Genomic DNA, 18,885 nt, shown 5'->3' on the forward strand with positions numbered 1-18,885 from the left:
AACGTTTCTTTAGCCTCGGCCGATGCGTGCGGTCAGCAAAGTTTCGCTTTACATGCGTTCCCGGCACTCTTTTTCGAATTAATGTGGCGCTGACAACACAAGCCTTACGGCTTATTACGGAGAATCCATCCCGTCGTACAAATAAAACGAAACGCCTGAAGGAAGCACTCGATAGCGGCCAAAGGCAAACGGGGAAGTCATGCAGCGAAAGAAGAACAAACGGTCCTTTCAAGGACGTGTCGTCGCAGTGTGCATCGGGGTTTCAACGGTTTTCACGCATGCTTATGCTCAGGACGCGGAGACGTCGGCGGCTGTGCATGTGAGTTCGTCCGCCCAGGCTCAACCGCTCATTTCGCTACCTTCTACCCCGACGCCGAGTCCGGTTGCGACACCGGCTCCGCTGCCCGCCGCCAACGGTGCGCCGCTCTCGAATCGCGGCACGGTGAACGCGTCTTCATCGCTTGAAAAGAGCGAAACGCTCGCCGGCACGCCGCGCGCCAAAACCGCCGATGTCACCGGCCACAAGCCGCTCGACGACGCGCTTGGCGGCGTGGTCACCACCGACACGGTGACGCTCGCAGGTCAGGACTTCTACACGTGGTTCGCGCAAGCCTGGAGCGCGATTCCGCTGGCGGACCGCTATATCGTCTCGGTTCACGAGCGTCCGTCGGCCCGCTACGGCAGCCTCGTGTGGGTGGAATACGGTCAGCGCCGCGTGTTTCAGGCGTTCCTGCCGATCGCCCGCCCGAACGTGAAGCCGGTGGCGGAAGGTGCAGCACAGATTGCTTTCCAGAACGTGATGCAGGCCGATCTGACCCGCCTCCTGTTCCGCGACGCCGATATGGCGAACGACGAGATTTACTAAAAAAAACGCAGCATATAAAACGCAGCACGGCCAAAAACATACGGGGAATCACGATGAAAACGAATGCGCTTGTCAAACGCGCGCTGACGGTCTGCGCGCTCGCCATGCCGATCGCCGCTGCACACGCCACATCGCTCGTCTATGAGCCGGTGAATCCGAACTTCGGCGGCAATCCGCTGAACGGAACCAATCTGCTCAACGAAGCAAATGCGCAGAACAAGTACAAGGATCCGTCGGCGGACAGTCTCACCGGCAGCCAGTCCACGCTCGATCAATTCAACACGCAGCTTCAGCAAGCGATTCTCTCGCGTGTGGCATCGTCGATTTCCAGCTCGATTGTCGGCACCGACGGCACGCTGCATCCCGGCACGATCAACACGGGTAACTTCTCGATTGCAATCACGCAAGTGACGGGCGGCAATCTGCAAGTGACGACGACCGACAAGACCACGGGCGCGTCCACGACCTTTGTGGTCGGCAACGGACAGTAAGTCGAGAGCGAGTACATAAGAAGATGAACAAGAATATCCTCAGGACTACTGCGCTCGTCGCTACGTTGTCTGCTGCCATGTTGCTCACGGGTTGCGTCACGCAGCCGATGCCCGCCGCCGGCAACGCCACGCTGACGCCGCCGACGCGTGTGACGCGCGATCTTACGCATCTGCCGTCGCCGAAGGGCAAGATCGTCGCGGCCGTGTACGGTTTCCGCGATCTGACCGGCCAGTACAAGCCGTCGCCGGATAGCTCGTTCTCGTCGCAAGTCACGCAGGGCGGCGCATCGTTCCTCGTCAAGGCCATGCGCGATTCCGGCTGGTTCACTCCGGTCGAACGCGAGAACCTTCAGGACTTGCTGACCGAGCGCAAAATCATGCGAGCGCTGGAAACGCCGGACGACAAGAAGAACGCGATTCCGCAGATCGGCGCATTGGCGCCCGCGAGCATCGTGCTCGAAGGCGGTATCGTCGGATATGACTCGAATATTCGTACGGGCGGCGCGGGTGTCGCGTATCTGGGAATTTCGGCATCCCAACAATATCGTGTCGATCAGGTGACGGTGAATCTGCGTGCGGTGGACATCCGCAACGGCACCATCCTCAACAGCGTCTCGACCACCAAGACCATTTATTCGATTCAGGTCGATACCGGCGTGTACCGCTTTATCGGCTTCAAGGATTTGTTGCAGGCCGAAGCGGGCATGACGCGCAACGAACCGCAGCAGTTGTGCGTGAACGAAGCGATCGAATCTGCGCTGGTGCATCTGATCGTGCAGGGCGTGGCGAATCAGACCTGGTCGCTCAAGGACATGAAGGACTGGTACGACCCGACCATGCAGCGTTATCTGCAGGAAAACCAGGGCTACGCGCAGACCATGGAAGACGTAAATCCGCCGTATGACCCGCAGAAAATCGATCCGCCGAAGAATATCGGCGGCTGAACGAAACTTATCAGAAGGAGACCAGCATGAAACCACCGCGCGCTTCCCGCGTCGCGCTGCTGAGCGCGGCGCTCGGTGCGGTCGTGTCGCTCGCGGTGTATGCCGCGGACTTGTCGCCGGTATCGGATTTCGGTGCGCCCGAGCCGGGTTTCGGCGGCGCGACGCAGGTTGCACGTGTCACACAAGCGGGTGCCGGCAATCAGTTGAATGCGACGCAGGCCGGGCATAACGGGCTGATGGCGAATCAGATCGGCGTAGCGAATGCGGCGATCACTTCGCAGGCGGGCAATGACAACTGGACGGTGTTGCAGCAGAACGGCAACGTCAACCAGTACGCGGGTTATCAGGCAGGTCAGTACAACCGTTCGACGGCGGTACAGAACGGCAGCGGTAATGACGCAACGGTTATGCAGATCGGGAACTCGATGTCGGCGCAGGTCACGCAGTACGGCAACAACAACGAGATCTCTATCCTGCAGAGCCGCAGCGGCTCGGGATTGTCGGTCACGCAGACCGGCGGCGCGAGAGCGGCGGTGTTGATGAAGTAGGCAGTGAAGATTCCTCTGTAGCTTGAGGAGACCAGGGTGGAAGCAGTGGAAGTTCGAAGGGTGGGTCACGATCGATAGCGGGGGCTAAAGGTCGTCAGGGTAGCTAATCAATTTGTCGTACTTTAAAACATTCATTCAACGAGGCAGAAAAATGAAAGTCAAGGCAATCATCATCGCTATGGGTCTGGCAGCACTGGCATCGACGTCGGCATATGCAGACGGTTCGAACGGTGAGAAGGCATTCGTGAACCAGTTCGGTGTGTCGAACACGGCTAATGTCGATCAACAAGCATCGACCAACGATCTGGTGACGATCAACCAGGGCGCGAACAAGGCCAACGCTGATGTCGAGTCGAAGAACGGTGGCTACAACACGACGACCATCTCGCAACACAGCAACGCAGCGGATTCGAAGGAAACCGCGACGGTTCTGCAAGACAGCACGTGGGCCAACACCACCTCGATCACGCAAACGGGCGTGGACAAGGCCAAGGTCGAAACCACGGGCGGCAGCTGGAACAACACGTCGATCACGCAAAACGGCACGGGTTCGGGCACGGACGCACACGTCGTGCAAAACAACGAATCGCACGACAACGTGACGATCAAGCAAAGCGGCTCGGCAATCGCCAACACGGATTCGAGCAACGGCGGTTACAACACGACGACCATCACGCAAACGGCATCGCCGTCGGTGAATCTGGCTCAAGTGCTGCAAATCGGCGCGCAAGGCGAAACCACGTTCATCTCGCAAAGCGGCGACGGCTATGGCCACGCTTACGTGAACCAGCACTACTCGTCGAACGACAAGGCTGCGATCGTGCAAAGCGGCTATGACCAGATCGCTTCGATCGATCAGAACTTCGGTTCGGGCAACAAGGCTGGCGTGCTGCAACTCGGCAAGACCAACGAAGCGCATCTGACGCAAGATACGTCGTTCGAAGGCACGCTGCTGGCGGCGCAAATCGGCGACGGCAACACCATCAACGCATCGCAAAAGGGCTATGACAACTTCGGCCTGATCGGTCAGGGCGGCATTGCCAACAGCGCAACGCTGACGCAAGTCGGTACGGGCAACGTGGCTGTCGTGACGCAAGTCGGCGCGGGCAACAAGACGACCATCGCTCAGCACTAAGCCAAAGCGATTGTCAGTACTGCTGGCATTGCTGATATTGCGGGCGGGAAGCGTGGCTTCCCGCCCGTTTTTTATTTAACGCCCCGGAAACGCGGTGAATGCAAGACTGCAATCGACCGGCGATACCGCCGACTGCGCGGCTGTCGTCACCGTCACACCATTACCCGATGCAAACGGCAGCGACGTCCCGCCCGCGCCAATCGCGATGTTCGCATCCGCCACGTTGAACTTCAGCGGCGCGACATCGGCGACGACGTTGTTCAAGGTAATGCCCAGCGGATTCACCACAGGCGGATTCGGCAAGCCGATCGTACCGGCCGACCATCCCTGCATGATCGTGCTCGCGGTGTTGAACCCATAGAACGTATAGCTCGATGCATTCACGATACGCACGCCATCCAGCGAAATCCCCTGGAAATTGGGGTATAACGCGCGATTCGTCGTGGCGCTGTAGTACGGCGAGAAGATCAGCGCTTGCGGCGCGCCATCCGGTGACGCATCCGGCGTGCGAATGCACACGTTCGAGTAGTTGATATTCGAAATCAGCCCGCTGCGGCTCCAATCCGATTTGATGCGCAAGCCATTGTCCGCGCCATCGATCACGAGATCGTAGACGTTGATATTGCTCACGCTCGGCAGCACGCCATCGGCATTGGCGGCGCCGTTATCGGTGCCGGCCGTCTCGCTGCCAATCGACATGCCGTGCCCCGCATAGAAATGACTATGCGCGACGGTGATGTTGTACGTGCGCCCGTTGACGGTGCCCGTGCCGCCCTTGATCGCCATATTGTCGTCGCCGGTGCGGATATGCGTGTAGGCGATCAGCATATTGCTTGCATCGCCCGCGAGGCGGGCGGGATTGCCCGCGTTGCTCGTGATTGCGCCGGAACTGCCGGGGTCGATGCCATCCGTATTCTTCGCGGTCGCCGGGCTGTAGTTCATGCCGAGATAGTTGGTCATGGCTTCATACACGGCAGTAGGCGTATAGATCTTCACGCCCCACGCCGTGAAGCCGTCGATACCACTCGGCACCACATGGAACTTCGGCGCATTCTGCAACGTCACGCGATACAGCGTGAAATTGCGGCCATTGCTGATCTGAATGAGGCGCAGATTATTCTGCGCCTGATTCAACACCTTGTTCGCCATCCAGCCGATATCCCACCAACTCATCGTGGAGCCATCGGGCCGTTTGAGCAGGTTCGGATCGTTTGGAATGCTACTGATCAGCGGGCTGCCGCCGCGTCCGTCGATCACGCCATCGCCGATGACCGCGCCATACGCAATCTTGCTCGCGTTGATCAGCGCGGAGCAGCCGTTATCGCTTGCGGTAATCATGCCGCAGCTTGCGACGCCCTTGGTTTTGTCGAATTGACGCGGATCGCGCGAGGCATACAGCGTCACGCCCTGATCGATCCACAAGGTCACGCCGCTTTTCAGATTCAACGCGCCGGCAAGGAAGGCATTCTCGCCGTTCGGCCCTTTGGTGAGATGCACGACCTTGTTGGTCGAAAGCCCCGTGCTCGATGCGTTCGTGCACGCATCGATTGCGTCCTGAATGCGGGTGGTGTCGGGCGCGGTGTTGATGGCATCGGCGCTATCGGGCAACAAGCCGTTCGATTGCGAGGTGATGGCCGCGGGCAGTGCCTTGCAAAGCTGTGATGCGGTAGGCAAGGACGGCTCGGGCGGCAAAGCGGGATCGTATGTTGTCGTGCCGACTTTGAAGCCGGGTGGAAGCGTAGGGGAGGGATCGCTCGCGGGCGTGACGCTCGATGCAGGTGTGGCGTCGGATGCGGGCACAGCCTCGGAAGCAGGCACCGGGTCAGAAGCAGGTGCAGCCTCAGAAGCAGGAACGACGTCAGACGCAGGCACGACGTCAGACGCAGGAGGCGCACTTTCGTTATTCAACGCGCCATTGGTCGTTGCAGGCAGCACGGATGAGGATGATGAAGATCCGCCACACGCCGCCAACGCCGAAGCGAGCGACAACACAGTGAACCACGTAGTGACGGATCGAGAAAGAGGCTTGCTCATGAACGGATGCGGTCCTCGTAAGGTGATGAAGGCGTTCTTATATGTCGTCGTACAACAGCGCGACTATCTTAGCCATCCGAAGCAATTCGCCGATACCCGGTCACTCCCTTAAGCCGAATTCAAGATTTAACTAAGACACCCGCGACTTCATTTCTGCTCGATCCGCGACTTAGTGATATTTTTGCTGCCGATCAGTCTTTCAAGCGGTCATCGAGGAGCCATACAACAATGAAAGCTACCCGCGTTTGTCTTTGCGCCGCAGCAAGCGTATGTGTGTTGTCCACAAGCAGTGTCCGGGCGCAGAGCAGCGTCACGATGTACGGTCGGCTGGATGGCGGCATCGAATATCTGAACCACATCGCGACGCCGCAAGGCGGCAATTCATCGCGATGGAGTGCGGAAGGCGGCGACTGGGGCACCAGCATGTGGGGCCTCAAAGGCAAGGAAGATTTAGGCGGCGGCACGCAGGCTATCTTCGATCTGGAAACCGCCGTGCAGATCATGAACGGCACCACGGGCGGCGGGCGCTTGTGGTCGCGGCGCGCGTATGTGGGGTTGTCGTCGGAGCAGTGGGGGCAGATTCAGGCGGGCCGCAATCTGTTTATCGACAGTGACGGCGTGTGGGAATTCGATCCCTTCGTGCAGCAGGCGGTGTCATCGGCGTCGCTGGTAAGAGGGCGCAACTGGCAGCAGTCGAGCAACAATGTCGAATATCACAGCCCCGTGTTTCATGGTGTCGATGTGCAGGGACAATACGCGTTCGGCAATCAGCCAGGATCGTTCAACAGTGGCGCAAACGGCGAGTTTGGACGATCGGATGGCGTGATGCTTTCGTATCATTCGCCGCTGCTCGATCTGCGCGGCATCTACGATGAACTGCGTTCGCAGGACGGACGCCTCGACAATATTTTTCAGGCCTCGCGCGAGTATTTTGTCGGCGCGAACGTGAAGATCGACAAGTGGAAAGTGCAGGCCGCCTACACGCACTATGCCGCGCCCGATTCACCCGCAGGCGTGGCCGACAGCGCGGACCATTACTGGCTCGGCGCGACCTATCAGGCGACGCCCGCGTGGGCCGTAACCGCAGCGGGCTTCTATATTCACGTAGGCCAAGGATCGGGCGATGCCGCGCACGACCCGGCGAGCCACGCCACGCTCTACGCGCTCGGCACCACCTATAACTTCACCAAGCGCACCTTCCTGTACGGCACGGTGGCCTACGTGCGCAACAGCGCGAATGGTTCGTTCTCGGTGTTCGCTACGCCGCGCGATGCTTCATCGCCGACCAGCCCGATTGCGGGTGAATCGCAAACGGGCGCGTACGTCGGCATGATGCATATCTTCTGATTAGGCGCTGACGCGTTCGAGCCAGTCATCGAGCGAGGTCTGACCGATGCGCGCCTCGCCCACCGGCACGAGCGATGTTTGCACGACCGTGCCGCCGAAGTACTTCGCGTGGGGATCGGTGACGACTTCGCGTGCATCGCCTTGCGCGCGCAGCGTCGTGGCGACGATCTCCGCAAACGGCGCACGCGTCGGACCGGCGATATCGACGATGCCGTTTGCGGGCGCATGCAACGCGATATCCGCGATCAGGTCAGTGACGTCATCCGCCGCGATCGGCTGGAACAATCCCGGCGGAATGCGCACGGTGCCATCGACGGTATTCACATCTGCAATGCCGCTGATGAACTCGAAGAACTGCGTCGCGCGCACGATGGTGTACGGCACGCCCGATTCTTCGATCAGCTTTTCCTGCGCCGTCTTCGCGCGGAAATAGAAGTTGTCCGTCATCAGGTCCGTGCCGACGATTGACAGCACGACATGATGCTTCACGCCCGCTTCGGCCTCGGCCTTCATGAGATTGATGGTCGCGTCGCGGAAGAAAGCCATGACATCGTCCGGATTCCACGAAGGCGCGTTCGTTACGTCGATCACCACATCCGCGCCCTTGAGCGCGACTTGCAAGCCTTCGCCAGTGATCGCATTCACGCCCGTGCGCGTCGATGCGGCCAGCGCGTCGTGACCCTTTGCGCGCAGCAGCGTAACCAGTTTCGCGCCGATCAGACCCGATCCACCCATGACGACGATCTTCATGATGCACCTCGATTGAGAAGTAAGAGAGAGTGATGCCATTGTGCGAGAATCATGTCTCACCCGGAAGGGACAAGAATCAACGAATGGACTAGTCCATGACCAATGTTCACAATGCGCGCATGTCTTTGACAATCGAGGTCGATCGTCACCATACGCTGCCGATTTATCTGCAAATTTGTGAGCGTTTCAAAGCTGCGATTGCAGCGGGACATCTGAAACCCGGCGATCGCGTGCCGGCCTTGCGCGGCCTTGCCACGCAGTTGAATACCGCGCGCGGCACGGTGGAAATGGCCTACGACATCCTTGTCGATGAAGGCTATTTGCAGATGCGCGGCGCGGCGGGTACGTTCGTGTCATCGTCGCTACCGGGGTCCGTGACGAAGGGCGCGCCGCGTCGCGTGCGTGAGCGCGCGGCGCCGCTGCGCGCGGTCGTCGTCGATAACGACGCGAAGCCGCTGCGTCCCGGTCTCCCCGCGCTCGATGCGTTTCCGCGCAAGGTATGGGCGCGGCTGGTCGGGCATCGCGCGCGCGGGGTGGATATCGCGTCGCTGACCTATCCCGATCCTGCGGGTTTTCGGCCCTTGCGCGAGCGTATTTCGACATACGTGGGCTTGTCGCGCGGTGTCGAATGCGTGCCCGAACAAGTGTTCGTGACCAATGGCTATCGCGCCACGCTCGAACTGATTTTGCGCAGTCTTTCCAAGCCCGGTGACAGCGCCTGGTTCGAAGAGCCGGGTTATTTGCTCGCGCGAAACTTTCTGATCGAAGCGGGCCTGACGCTCGTGCCGGTTCCCATCGACGAAGAAGGTTTGGACACCGAACAAGGCGAATTAGTCGATGCCAACGCACACTTCGCGTTCGTTACGCCTTCGCATCAGAGTCCGCTGGGCGTGACCTTGTCGCTGGCGCGGCGCATGAAGCTGCTCGAATGGGCGGATCGCGCGGGAAGCTGGATTGTCGAAGACGATTACGACAGCGAGTTTCGCTATGCGGGCCGTCCCTTGCCTGCGCTGAAAAGTCTGGACCGCGACGATCGCGTGATCTATTGCGGCACCTTCAGCAAGGTCATGTTTCCGGGCCTGCGTTTATCGTACTTGGTTGCGCCCGAACGCGCGATTGCGCGCTTCGATCAGATCACGCGCAGCATGAACGCCGGGCCGCCGCATCTGTTGCAGGCAGCGGTCGCGGACTTTATCGCGCAAGGGCATTTTGCGCGGCATTTGAAGCGTATGCGTGCGCTGTATGCCGAACGCCGCACGCTGCTCGCCGATGCCATCGTGAAGGCGTTCGGTGAGCGCGTGAGCATGGAATTGCCTGCGGGCGGCATGCACCTCGTGATGCGCTTTACGCCCACGCCGAACGGTCCCGTCGATGATCTCGCCGTCGCTGCGCGTGCGCGTGAAGCGGGGCTGGCGGTGATCGGTTTATCGGCGTGGTATCTCGGCGCGCGCACTAAACGTAGCTTGCGCGGCATCGTGCTCGGCTTCGCGAACGTGGCCGATAGCGCAGAAGCTACGCGGCTTGCTCGGATGCTTCGTCGTGCGTACGATGGCTAAGTTTCGCGAACTCGGCGCGTGCTGCATCGACGGCGAGCGCGACGGCTTCATCGCCCATTACGAGGCCTTGCAGCAGCATGAAATGCACATCTTGTATGCCGATGGAACCGAGCGCAAATTCCAGATACGGCGTCAGAAAATCCGGCTGACGCGCGCGTTCCCCGCGATGAAATCCGCCTGATCCAACGATCACATACGTCGGCCGATCACGCATCAAACCTACTTTGCCTTCAGGCGTAGACGCAAACGTGCGATGAATCCGCAGCACGTAATCGATCCACAATTTGAGCGAGGCGGGTACGGTGAAGTTATGCATCGGCGTGTTGATGACGAGCATGTCCGTGGTTTCGATCTCGTTGATCAATTGCTCGGACAGTTGGAACAGGCTCGTATCCGGTTCGCGTGACGTGATGGCTTTCGCGTAATCGCGCGTGATCGGCGGCAAGGGCGCAATGCTCAGATCGCGTTCGATCACTTCAGCGTCGATGGTGCCGATCAGCTCTTTCGCGAGCTTGTGACCGTGGCTCGCTTCGGCGTGCGGACTGGCATTAATAAAGAGAATTTTCACTGCGTGTGCTCCAGAGATTCGACGAAATGCATGCCCTTGGCGAGCAGGCCATTGCGATAATAAAAGCGTTGCGCGAGCGACATGTGAAGACCTGTATCGAGCACGAAATGGCTGCATTGCGTGTTGCGCGCGACTTGCCGCACGGCATCGAGCAGATTTGCGCCAATACCGCCGCGTTGAAGCTCGTTCGACACGACAAGATCATCGACATACACGAAGCGCCCATAAAGCAGATTCGTTTGCGTGCGATAACCGGCAAGACCGAGCATCACGCCCGATTCGTCATACGCAGCAAGCAGCTTGTATCCCTCTTCGCGCTGTTGCCTGAGTTGCGCGCAGAACGCCGCTGCATCGCTCAGATGCGGGCGCAATTGCTTCATGATGTCGAAGGCTTCCGTCCACGCGTCAGGCGTTTCCAGATGCCGGAAAGTAATCGAAATCTTCATGTCCTGCTCCACAATTCCCAGCCTGCACGATACGCGACGCATGACCCATGTGGCAGAGCCAAGAACGATCAAACCGACTAGGCCATGCGAATCGCGTTAGGATAAGCGTCAATCGAAAAAAGACGAGCGAGACATGAGCGATCAAGGGAAACCCGTCGGCTTCAAAAAAGGCCTGACCAACTACGGCGACCGCGAATTCAGCGTGTATTTGCGGCGCAGCTTCGCCAGTTCGATGGGCTACAGCCGCGCGATGCTGGACAAGCCGATCGTTGGCATTGCGCATTCGGCGAGCGGCTTCAACAACTGCCATCGCCATTTTCCGGAGATGATCGACGCCGTGAAACGCGGTGTGCTCGCAGCAGGCGGCCTGCCGATCGAGTTCCCGACCATCTCGCTTGGCGAGACCTTTCTCACGCCCACTAGCCTCAAATTCCGCAATCTGATGTCGATGGACGTCGAAGAAATGACGCGCGCCCAGCCGATGGACTCGGTCGTGCTGTTAGGCGGCTGCGACAAGACCGTGCCCGCGCAACTGATGGGCGCCGCCTCCGCCGATATCCCCGCCATCCAGCTCGTCGCCGGGCCGATGTCCACCTCGCGGCATCGTGGCGAACGTCTGGGCGCATGCACGGATTGCCGCCGCTTCTGGGCGCGTTTTCGTGCGGCGGAAATCGATGAACAGGAGATCGATATCGTCGAACGCAGGCTCGCATCGACGGCGGGCACCTGCGCCGTGATGGGCACCGCGAGCACCATGGCGATTATCGCGGAGACGCTCGGCATGATGCCCGCGAACAGCGCCGCCTGTCCCGCCGTGGATGCCGATCGCTTGCGGATCGCGGAAGAAACGGGGCGCGTGGCGTTCGAACTGATCGGCAAACCGGTGCGGCCCAGCGAGATCATCACGCAGAAGTCGGTGGAGAACGCGTGGCGCGTGTTGCTGGCGATCGGCGGATCGACGAATGCGGTGATTCATCTGACCGCGATTGCGGGGCGGCTGGGTATCGAAGTGGATCTGCGTCGGCTGAACGAATTGAGCGATACCACGCCCGTGCTAGTGAATCTGAAGCCCACGGGCACGCATTACATGGAAGATCTTTACGCAGCGGGCGGCGTGCCCGCGATCCTTCGGCAGATCAAACATCTGCTGCATCTGGATTGCCCGACCGTGACCGGCGAAACGCTCGGCGCGCGGCTCGAAGACGTGAGTTGGATCGATCACAACGTAGTGAAACCGTTCGATGAACCCGTGCGCGAAACAGGCGGTCTTGTCGCGCTGTTCGGCAATCTCGCACCACGCGGCGCGATCCTCAAGCGTTCCGCCGCCGATCCGAATCTGTTTGAGAAAGAAGGGCGCGCGGTGGTGTTCACGTCGCTCGAAGACCTGGCGAATCGCATCGACAGTGACGAACTCGATGTGAACGCCGACGACTTCCTCGTGCTGCAAAATGCGGGTCCATCGAGCGATGCCGCCATGCCCGAAGCCGGCTATTTGCCGATACCGTCGAAGCTCGCGCGCGCAGGCGTGAAGGACATGGTGCGCATGTCCGACGCGCGCATGAGCGGCACCGCGTATGGGACCATCGTGCTGCATATCGCGCCGGACGCGGCATCGGGCGGGCCGCTCGGCCTCGTGCGCAATGGTGATCGCATTCGTCTGAGCGTGGCGAATCGCTCGCTCGAATTGCTGGTCGACGATGCCGAACTCGACGCACGTCGCGCCGCGATGCCCGTTCAAGACACGCACAAAGCCACGCGCGGTTACGCGATGCTTTATGAACGCGAGATTTTGCAAGCGGACGAAGGCTGCGATTTCCGCTTCCTCAAATAACATGCCGCTCAATCCCGATTCACCGCTTGCCCGACTGATGCGCTCGCCCGTTTTGCCGGGCCGCGTGATATGGATTGGCTTGCGCGCCGCGCGTCGCGAGCCTTTATTTCAGGTCGATTCTGCACGCGCGCTGAAAGACGAAGGGCTGGAAGGCGATCACTACAGCCGCCGCGCGGGCAATCGTCAGGTTACGCTGATACAAAGCGAAAGCCTGCGCGCGATCGCCAGTCATCTCGGCCTGAGCGACGTTTCGCCCTTTGATTTGCGGCGCAATATCGTGACGTCGGGCATCAATCTGCATGCGCTGAAGGACCGGCGTTTTCGTATCGGCGATGCGGTGCTGGAGGCGAGCGGCGAATGTCATCCGTGTTCGCGCATGGAAGAGACTTTCGGTGCGGGCGGCTATAACGCGGTGCGCGGCTTCGGCGGTATCACGGCGCGTGTGATCGAGGGCGGCACGATTACGCTCGACAGCATGGTCGAACCGTTGATCGTTTAAGATACTCCGCTTCATTCGCCAACCCATGATGTGGAGTCTATTCGTGATCCAGCCCGGCAACGTTTTCAAGGATAACCTCGCGCAACTGCCTTCGATCGAAGGCATCGAACGAATCGATCTGGTCGATGGCAAAGGCGCGGTGGTGTCGAGCATCGAGAATAAGCCTGGAAAACAAGGCTCACTCGCGGTGTATGCGTATTTGCAGCAGACATTCGGCACGCTCGATGCAAAGGCTGCCGAGCATGGTCTGGCCGTGTTTGCCGAGCATACGGCGGACGCGCGGAATCGTCCGGGCGCGCATCCGAATGTGGATCGCTTGCTTGAGATCGTCGCGGGCGGCGAGGCTTTGCGTATCGATGTGATTCGATAAGGCTCAATGCTTCAATGACGCCAGCAGCCGCGCCAGATTCTGCGGCTGCACATGAATGAACCCGCCGCGCGGACTGTCGATATCCGCGATCAACGCCAGCGACAACGCCACCGTCACGGGCAGAATCACCACGAGCAAGCCGCTCCGGTGACTGCCTTTCGCGCCGTAACCCTGCACCATGCAGCCGCATAGCGCAATCACGATCATCAGCACCCATGCGCCGACCGGAATGCGGTTGATGAGTGCGGCCTCCGAATAATCCTGCGAGTTGAGCACATCGTTCATGCCGGTGACGACGGTCGCGCCGATGGGCGTCGGCATCGCGCGCGCGACTTGCGTCGCGTAATGCCATAGCGTGGTTTGAAGCGCGGCCGTATCGCGTTCTATGCGCGCGATTTCCTGCGGTTCGCGGGTATCGAAATGATCGAGACGCAAGCGCGTATATGCGCCTAACGCTTGCTTCATCTGCTCGCTGAGCGGGGCATCGGCGAGATCGGCGCGCGCGTATTCGGTGCCGATGGCGTTTGCTTCGTTCTCTTCGAGATTCTTGCGCTGATCGTATCGATTCACGGCCATCGAAAGACTGAAGCCGATCAATAGCGCGAGCAGCGTAAGCGTGGACGTCTGCACCACGACGAAGTCTTCGCGCTCGTCGCCTGGCAGCGGAAAGATGCGGCTGAGCACGTACGCGCCGAACGCCACCGCGCCGATGAACACCGACAGCAGCACGATAAACAGGACCGCGGGATGATCGACGAACCATGCCATCGTCACACGTACTGCGTGAGCGATGCATCGGCTGCGACTTTCGGCTGAGACATAAGCCCTCCGGATATCGACGTGACGTGTCGTGTATCAAAGCGATAAACGAAGGCGCGAAGTTGAGCAATCGATTGAATCGATCGTGATTTAGGCACGATAGGGCGCAGCACGCATAAGAAAGGCAACCACACAGGTTGCCTTTTTCTTTCGAAGCGCGACGCGTCAGCCGAGTTTCAACTCCACACGCTTGATCTCTTTCACGATCACCAGATAGCTGAACACGGTAATCAACGCGTTCACGCCGACGAAAGCCAGCGCGCCGTTGAACGAACCGGTCTGCGCGACGAGATAGCCGATCACGATCGGCGTCACGATCCCGGCGACATTGCCGAACATATTGAAGATCGATCCCGACAGACCGATGGCTTCTTTCGGCGACGTATCCGCAACGACAGCCCAGCCGAGCGCGCCGATGCCCTTGCCGAAGAACGCCAGCGACATCAGCGCGACCACGACCCAATCGGTATTCACGTAATTGCAGCCGATGATGCACGACGACAGCAACATGCCGCCGACGATCGGCAGCTTGCGCGCAACGGTCAGAGAATGGCCGCGACGGATCAGACTATCCGAAATGACGCCGCCGAGCACGCCGCCCGAGAAGCCGCAAATAGCGGGCAAAGACGCGACCAGACCGGCTTGCAGAATCGTCATATGACGCGCCTGCACGAGGTAAATGGGAAACCACGTCAGGAAGAAATACGTCAGGACGTTGATGCAGTATTGCGCGAGATACACGCCGAGCAACATGCGGTTCGTCAGCAGTTGTTTGACCGCTGGCCAGCCGAGCTTGTTACCCGCTGATCCGGCGCTACGCGCACCACGCTGATGCCCGCGCACCAGTCCGCCGCCTTCTTCGATGTACTCCAGTTCCTGCCGGTTGACGCGCGGATGATCGGCGGGATTCTTCATTACCGAAAGCCACGTCAGCGCGAGCGCCAGGCCCGCCACGCCCATCACGATATACACGTGATGCCAGCCGAACGCATGCGTGAGCCACGCCATCAGCGGCGTGAACACGACGGCGGCGAAGTATTGCGCCGAATTGAAAATAGCCGATGCCGTGCCGCGCTCCGAAGTCGGAAACCAGCTTGCGACGACCTTGGCATTGGCCGGAAACGCCGGCGCTTCCGCCGCGCCCATCATAAAGCGCAGCACGAAGAGGGCGGTCACGGCCGTCGCCGCGCTGCCCAGCAGACCGATGGAACTTTGCAGCAGCGTGAACAGCGACCACAAAAAGATGCTGCCCGCATACACGCGGCGCGCGCCGAAGCGGTCCAGCAGCCAGCCTGCGGGCATTTGCGACAACACGTACGCCCAACTGAAGGCAGAGAAGATATAACCCATGCGGACGGCATCGAAACCGAATCCCGTACGCATGGCCGAACCGGTCACGGAGAGCGTGGCGCGATCGGCGTAATTGAATGTGGTGATCACGAAGATCAGCAACAGAATGACGTAACGCACTTTCGTGCGCTTCACGACGTCCGCGGGATTCGCGGCGCGGCTTGACGACATGGACTTCCCCTTTCCACTTTCTCTTGCGTACGTGCGCCGAGGGCCGCTTGGTCGCGCTTCTACGCGTCAAGCGGCCCTCGGTTTTTCAGCGCGATGCCGTCCCCACGGCGTCCCGCCGTGCCTGCTTACTGCGCGCCGAGCTTCTTGATCAGCGCGTCGAGCATGCCGAGTTCTTCTTCGGTCAGATCGGTCAGTGGTGCGCGCACCGGACCTGCATCATGGCCGACGAGCTTCGCGCCTGCCTTGACGATCGACACGGCGTAGCCCGCCTTGCGATTGCGGATCTTCAGGTACGGCAGGAAGAATTCGTCGATCAGACGGCCCGTGGTCGCGTGATCTTCAGCGGCGATCGCGCGGTAGAACTCCATCGCGGTTTTCGGGATGAAGTTGAACACTGCCGACGAGTACACCGGCACGCCCAGCGCCTTGTACGCGGCGGCGTAGACTTCAGCCGTCGGCAAACCGCCGAGGTAGGAGAAGCGATCGCCCAGACGGCGGCGAATGGTCACCATGTTTTCGATTTCGCCCACGCCGTCCTTGAAGCCGATCAGGTTCGGGCAGCTATCCGCCAGTTGCTCCAGCATGTCGGCGTTCAGCTTCGAATTGGCGCGGTTATAGATGATGACGCCCATGTTCGGGACAGCGCGGCAGACTTCTTCCGCGTGGCGGCGGATACCGTCCTGCGACGCTTCCGTGAGGTAATGCGGCATCAGCAGCACGCCGTGCGCGCCTTGCTTCTCCGCTTCCTGCGCAAACGCGATAGCCGTGCGCGTCGGGCCGCCCGCACCGGCGAGAATCGGCACCTTGCCACGGCACACTTCGGTGGCGGTCTTCACGACCTGCGAGTATTCCGGTTGCGTCAGCGAGAAGAACTCACCCGTGCCGCCTGCGACGAACAGCGCCGTCGCGCCGTACGGAGCGAGCCATTCGAGGCGCTGCGCGTACGTATCCGCGCGGAAATTGCCTTGTTGGTCGAAGTCCGTCACGGGGAACGAGAGCAGGCCTTCGGAAACGATTTGCTTGAGTTCTTGCGGTGTCGTCATGATGTAGGTGTCGATGTCTGGAGCGGTTGTTGAGAGCGGCCGTTGATGGTCAGCGCTTATAGGGCATCGTACAACATGATTTTCGGCTGCACAATCAAAACGATGTCTTATATAGGATTTTGCGGGTAAACACCGAGCCGCCGTGCATCGTTATGTTGTAGGATGACATAACTCTAGGAAGGATCGTTAAGAATGAACCAGTCCCCCCTCTATATTCGCGTTCACCCCGACGACAACGTCGCGATCGTCGTCAACGACGGCGGTCTGGGCGAAGGCGCCACGTTCGCGGACGGCCTCGTGCTGCGCGAGCGCGTTCCGCAAGGCCATAAAGTCGCGCTGAAGGATTTCGAAGAAGGCGAGGCGGTGATCCGCTACAACGTGGTCATCGGCTATGCGAACAAGCTGCTGCCGAAGGGTAGCTGGATCAATGAGCATGTGCTGCGCATGCCGACGCCGCCCGAACTCCACGATTTGCCCATCGCCACGATCAAGGCGCCGGATGAAACGCCGCTGGAAGGCTTCACGTTCGAGGGGTATCGGAACGCGGACGGCTCGGTCGGCACGCGCAATATTCTGGCGATCACGACCACGGTGCAATGTGTGGCCGATGTGGTTCAGCATGCGGTCACGCGTATCAAGGCGGAACTGCTGCCGCAGTATCCCAATGTCGACGATGTCGTGAGTTTGGGCCACACGTATGGCTGCGGCGTCGCCATCGATGCGCCCGACGCGATGGTGCCGATTCGCACGGTGCGCAATATCGCGCTGAATCCGAACTTCGGCGGCGAAGTGATGATGGTGTCGCTTGGCTGCGAGAAGCTGCAACCCGAACGGCTGATGCCGCCGGGCACGATTCCGATTGCATCGGCATCGGCGGAGACGGAAGACGTCGCGGATATCGGCGATGTGACTCACGACGAGAACGGCGGCGCGGTGGTGCTTCAGGACGAAGCGCACGTCGGCTTTGGATCGATGATCGATTCGATCATGCGGATGGCGGAGACGCATCTGAAGCGTTTGAACAATCGTCGGCGCGAGACGTGTCCGGCGGCGGATTTGGTCATCGGCGTGCAGTGCGGCGGCAGCGATGCGTTTTCGGGTTTGACGGCGAATCCGGCGGTTGGATTTGTTACGGACTTGCTGGTGCGTGCCGGCGCGACGGTGATGTTCTCCGAGGTGACCGAAGTACGTGATGGCGTCGCGCAATTGACGGCGCGTGCGGCGAATGGCGAGGTGGCTGCGGCGGTCATCCGCGAGATGCAGTGGTACGACGATTATCTGAAGCGCGGCGGGGCGGATCGGAGTGCTAACACTACGCCGGGGAACAAGAAAGGCGGACTGTCGAATATCGTCGAGAAGGCGATGGGGTCGATCGTGAAGTCGGGGTCATCGACTATTTCGGGTGTGTTGTCGCCAGGGGAGAAGGTTAAGCAGAAGGGGCTGATTTACGCCGCGACACCGGCTAGTGATTTTATTTGCGGGACGTTGCAGTTGGCTTCGGGGATCAATCTGCATGTGTTCACTACGGGGCGTGGTACGCCTTATAGCTTGGCTGAAGTGCCGGTTATCAAGGTGGCTACGCGTTCCGATCTTGCGAGGCGCTGGCATGATTTGATGGATGTGAATGCCGGGACGATTGCGACCGGTGAGGCTACGATCGGGGATGTGGGTTGGGAGCTTTTCAGGCTCATGCTCGATGTGGCTAGTGGGAAGAAGCAGACTAAAGCCGAAGCGCTTAAATTACATAATGCATTGGTGTTGTTTAATCCGGCGCCGGTGACTTGAGTTTTTTGCGTTGGAACTTTGACGTCCTGCTTGCATTAGATGCTGCAAGCAGGACGTCTTTGTTAGACGCTTGTAGTCGACTCGGTTTTATCCTGCGTAGCGACCGTTTGGCTTATAGTTAAGCACCTTATGGATGAACTGCCCGCGCGACTGTCCTGGAGCAGTGAACGCGTCCCATACCTCGGGCGGGCAGTTTGAATACCACCACTCAACACCATTAGGGAAGCGAACATATATTGTCTCTGATAAAGATTCGTACATTTCAGCGACAATACGCGTGGAATTACTTACAGGTATCCAATTATTCATTTTCAGGCTCATAGGTGCCGCGCC

The 18,885-nt window shown here is 59.7% G+C and carries 20 protein-coding genes; 12 read left to right on the top strand and 8 right to left on the bottom strand.

Annotation, left to right across the window (positions count from 1 at the left end; genetic code table 11):
- Positions 1–319: 319 nt before the first annotated feature.
- The 5 genes from P7F28_RS00855 to P7F28_RS00875 all read left to right on the top strand — a co-directional run bounded on the left by P7F28_RS00855 (position 320) and on the right by P7F28_RS00875 (position 3,983).
- The gene (locus P7F28_RS00855) at positions 320–865 is read left to right on the top strand and encodes a CsgE family curli-type amyloid fiber assembly protein (protein WP_277182454.1); all 546 of its coding nucleotides are present in this window, start codon (positions 320–322) and stop codon (positions 863–865) included.
- A gap of 53 nt (positions 866–918) precedes the next feature.
- Positions 919–1,356 carry a curli assembly protein CsgF gene (locus P7F28_RS00860; protein WP_277182455.1) on the top strand — a complete coding sequence of 146 codons (438 nt, stop codon included), beginning with the start codon at positions 919–921 and terminating at the stop codon, positions 1,354–1,356.
- Between the two features lie 23 nt (positions 1,357–1,379).
- The gene (locus tag P7F28_RS00865; protein WP_277182456.1) at positions 1,380–2,300 is read left to right on the top strand and encodes a CsgG/HfaB family protein; all 921 of its coding nucleotides are present in this window, start codon (positions 1,380–1,382) and stop codon (positions 2,298–2,300) included.
- 26 nt (positions 2,301–2,326) lie between these two features.
- Entirely contained in the window at positions 2,327–2,848 is a 522-nt protein-coding gene (locus tag P7F28_RS00870) for a hypothetical protein (RefSeq protein ID WP_277182457.1), read from the top strand.
- Positions 2,849–2,999: 151 nt separating this feature from the next.
- A complete protein-coding gene (locus P7F28_RS00875; RefSeq protein WP_277182458.1) occupies positions 3,000–3,983 on the top strand; it encodes a hypothetical protein in 984 nt (327 codons plus the stop codon).
- Positions 3,984–4,058: 75 nt separating this feature from the next.
- Here the strand turns inward: P7F28_RS00875 and P7F28_RS00880 are convergent, their stop codons facing one another.
- Complete coding sequence (locus P7F28_RS00880) at positions 4,059–5,591, bottom strand: glycoside hydrolase family 28 protein (protein ID WP_277182459.1); 1,533 nt, start codon at positions 5,589–5,591, stop codon at positions 4,059–4,061.
- Between P7F28_RS00880 and P7F28_RS00885 the strand changes: the two genes are divergently transcribed.
- Positions 5,569–6,129: a hypothetical protein gene (locus P7F28_RS00885; protein ID WP_277182460.1), complete on the top strand. Its 561-nt coding sequence runs from the start codon at positions 5,569–5,571 to the stop codon at positions 6,127–6,129. The two genes, P7F28_RS00880 and P7F28_RS00885, sit on opposite strands and share 23 nt — an antisense overlap.
- Positions 6,130–6,245: 116 nt before the next feature.
- Complete coding sequence (locus P7F28_RS00890; protein WP_277182461.1) at positions 6,246–7,364, top strand: porin; 1,119 nt, start codon at positions 6,246–6,248, stop codon at positions 7,362–7,364.
- Here P7F28_RS00890 and P7F28_RS00895 read toward each other — a convergent pair whose 3' ends face one another.
- A complete protein-coding gene (locus P7F28_RS00895) occupies positions 7,365–8,114 on the bottom strand; it encodes an SDR family oxidoreductase (protein ID WP_277182462.1) in 750 nt (249 codons plus the stop codon). It lies immediately after the preceding gene.
- Between the two features lie 95 nt (positions 8,115–8,209).
- Between P7F28_RS00895 and P7F28_RS00900 the strand changes: the two genes are divergently transcribed.
- Entirely contained in the window at positions 8,210–9,670 is a 1,461-nt protein-coding gene (locus P7F28_RS00900; protein ID WP_277182464.1) for a PLP-dependent aminotransferase family protein, read from the top strand.
- Here P7F28_RS00900 and P7F28_RS00905 read toward each other — a convergent pair.
- Both P7F28_RS00905 and P7F28_RS00910 read right to left on the bottom strand, forming a co-directional pair.
- A complete protein-coding gene (locus P7F28_RS00905; RefSeq protein ID WP_277182466.1) occupies positions 9,627–10,238 on the bottom strand; it encodes an NAD(P)H-dependent oxidoreductase in 612 nt (203 codons plus the stop codon). The two genes, P7F28_RS00900 and P7F28_RS00905, sit on opposite strands and share 44 nt — an antisense overlap.
- Complete coding sequence (locus tag P7F28_RS00910) at positions 10,235–10,684, bottom strand: GNAT family N-acetyltransferase (RefSeq protein ID WP_277182467.1); 450 nt, start codon at positions 10,682–10,684, stop codon at positions 10,235–10,237. The genes P7F28_RS00905 and P7F28_RS00910 overlap by 4 nt, the downstream gene beginning before the upstream one ends.
- A 133-nt stretch (positions 10,685–10,817) precedes the next feature.
- Here P7F28_RS00910 and P7F28_RS00915 point away from each other — a divergent pair, with 133 nt between their 5' ends.
- Genes P7F28_RS00915 through P7F28_RS00925 form a run of 3 tightly spaced genes read left to right on the top strand, consistent with a single transcriptional unit; the run spans position 10,818 to position 13,384 of the window.
- Positions 10,818–12,515, top strand: a complete 1,698-nt coding sequence (locus P7F28_RS00915; protein ID WP_277182468.1) for a dihydroxy-acid dehydratase — start codon at positions 10,818–10,820, stop codon at positions 12,513–12,515.
- 1 nt (position 12,516) lies between these two features.
- On the top strand, positions 12,517–13,014 hold the full coding sequence (locus P7F28_RS00920) for an MOSC domain-containing protein (RefSeq protein WP_277182469.1): 498 nt from the start codon (positions 12,517–12,519) through the stop codon (positions 13,012–13,014).
- A 43-nt stretch (positions 13,015–13,057) separates the two neighbouring features.
- Positions 13,058–13,384: a DUF2322 family protein gene (locus P7F28_RS00925; RefSeq protein WP_277182470.1), complete on the top strand. Its 327-nt coding sequence runs from the start codon at positions 13,058–13,060 to the stop codon at positions 13,382–13,384.
- Positions 13,385–13,387: 3 nt separating this feature from the next.
- Here P7F28_RS00925 and P7F28_RS00930 read toward each other — a convergent pair whose 3' ends face one another.
- The 3 genes from P7F28_RS00930 to kdgD all read right to left on the bottom strand — a co-directional run bounded on the left by P7F28_RS00930 (position 13,388) and on the right by kdgD (position 16,767).
- Positions 13,388–14,152: a hypothetical protein gene (locus P7F28_RS00930; protein ID WP_277182471.1), complete on the bottom strand. Its 765-nt coding sequence runs from the start codon at positions 14,150–14,152 to the stop codon at positions 13,388–13,390.
- A 216-nt stretch (positions 14,153–14,368) separates the two neighbouring features.
- Positions 14,369–15,724 carry an MFS transporter gene (locus P7F28_RS00935; RefSeq protein WP_277182472.1) on the bottom strand — a complete coding sequence of 452 codons (1,356 nt, stop codon included), beginning with the start codon at positions 15,722–15,724 and terminating at the stop codon, positions 14,369–14,371.
- Positions 15,725–15,849: 125 nt separating this feature from the next.
- Complete coding sequence (kdgD, locus tag P7F28_RS00940) at positions 15,850–16,767, bottom strand: 5-dehydro-4-deoxyglucarate dehydratase (protein WP_277182473.1); 918 nt, start codon at positions 16,765–16,767, stop codon at positions 15,850–15,852.
- Positions 16,768–16,959: 192 nt separating this feature from the next.
- On the opposite strand from kdgD, the gene garD reads away from it, so the two are divergent.
- A complete protein-coding gene (gene garD / locus P7F28_RS00945) occupies positions 16,960–18,552 on the top strand; it encodes a galactarate dehydratase (protein WP_277182474.1) in 1,593 nt (530 codons plus the stop codon).
- Between the two features lie 87 nt (positions 18,553–18,639).
- Here garD and P7F28_RS00950 read toward each other — a convergent pair.
- Positions 18,640–18,885: KTSC domain-containing protein (locus P7F28_RS00950; protein WP_277182475.1), on the bottom strand; the 246-nt coding region annotated here is incomplete at its 5' end.

The sequence above is a fragment of the Caballeronia sp. BR00000012568055 genome, assembly GCF_029439455.1.
Taxonomy (GTDB): Bacteria; Pseudomonadota; Gammaproteobacteria; order Burkholderiales; family Burkholderiaceae; genus Caballeronia.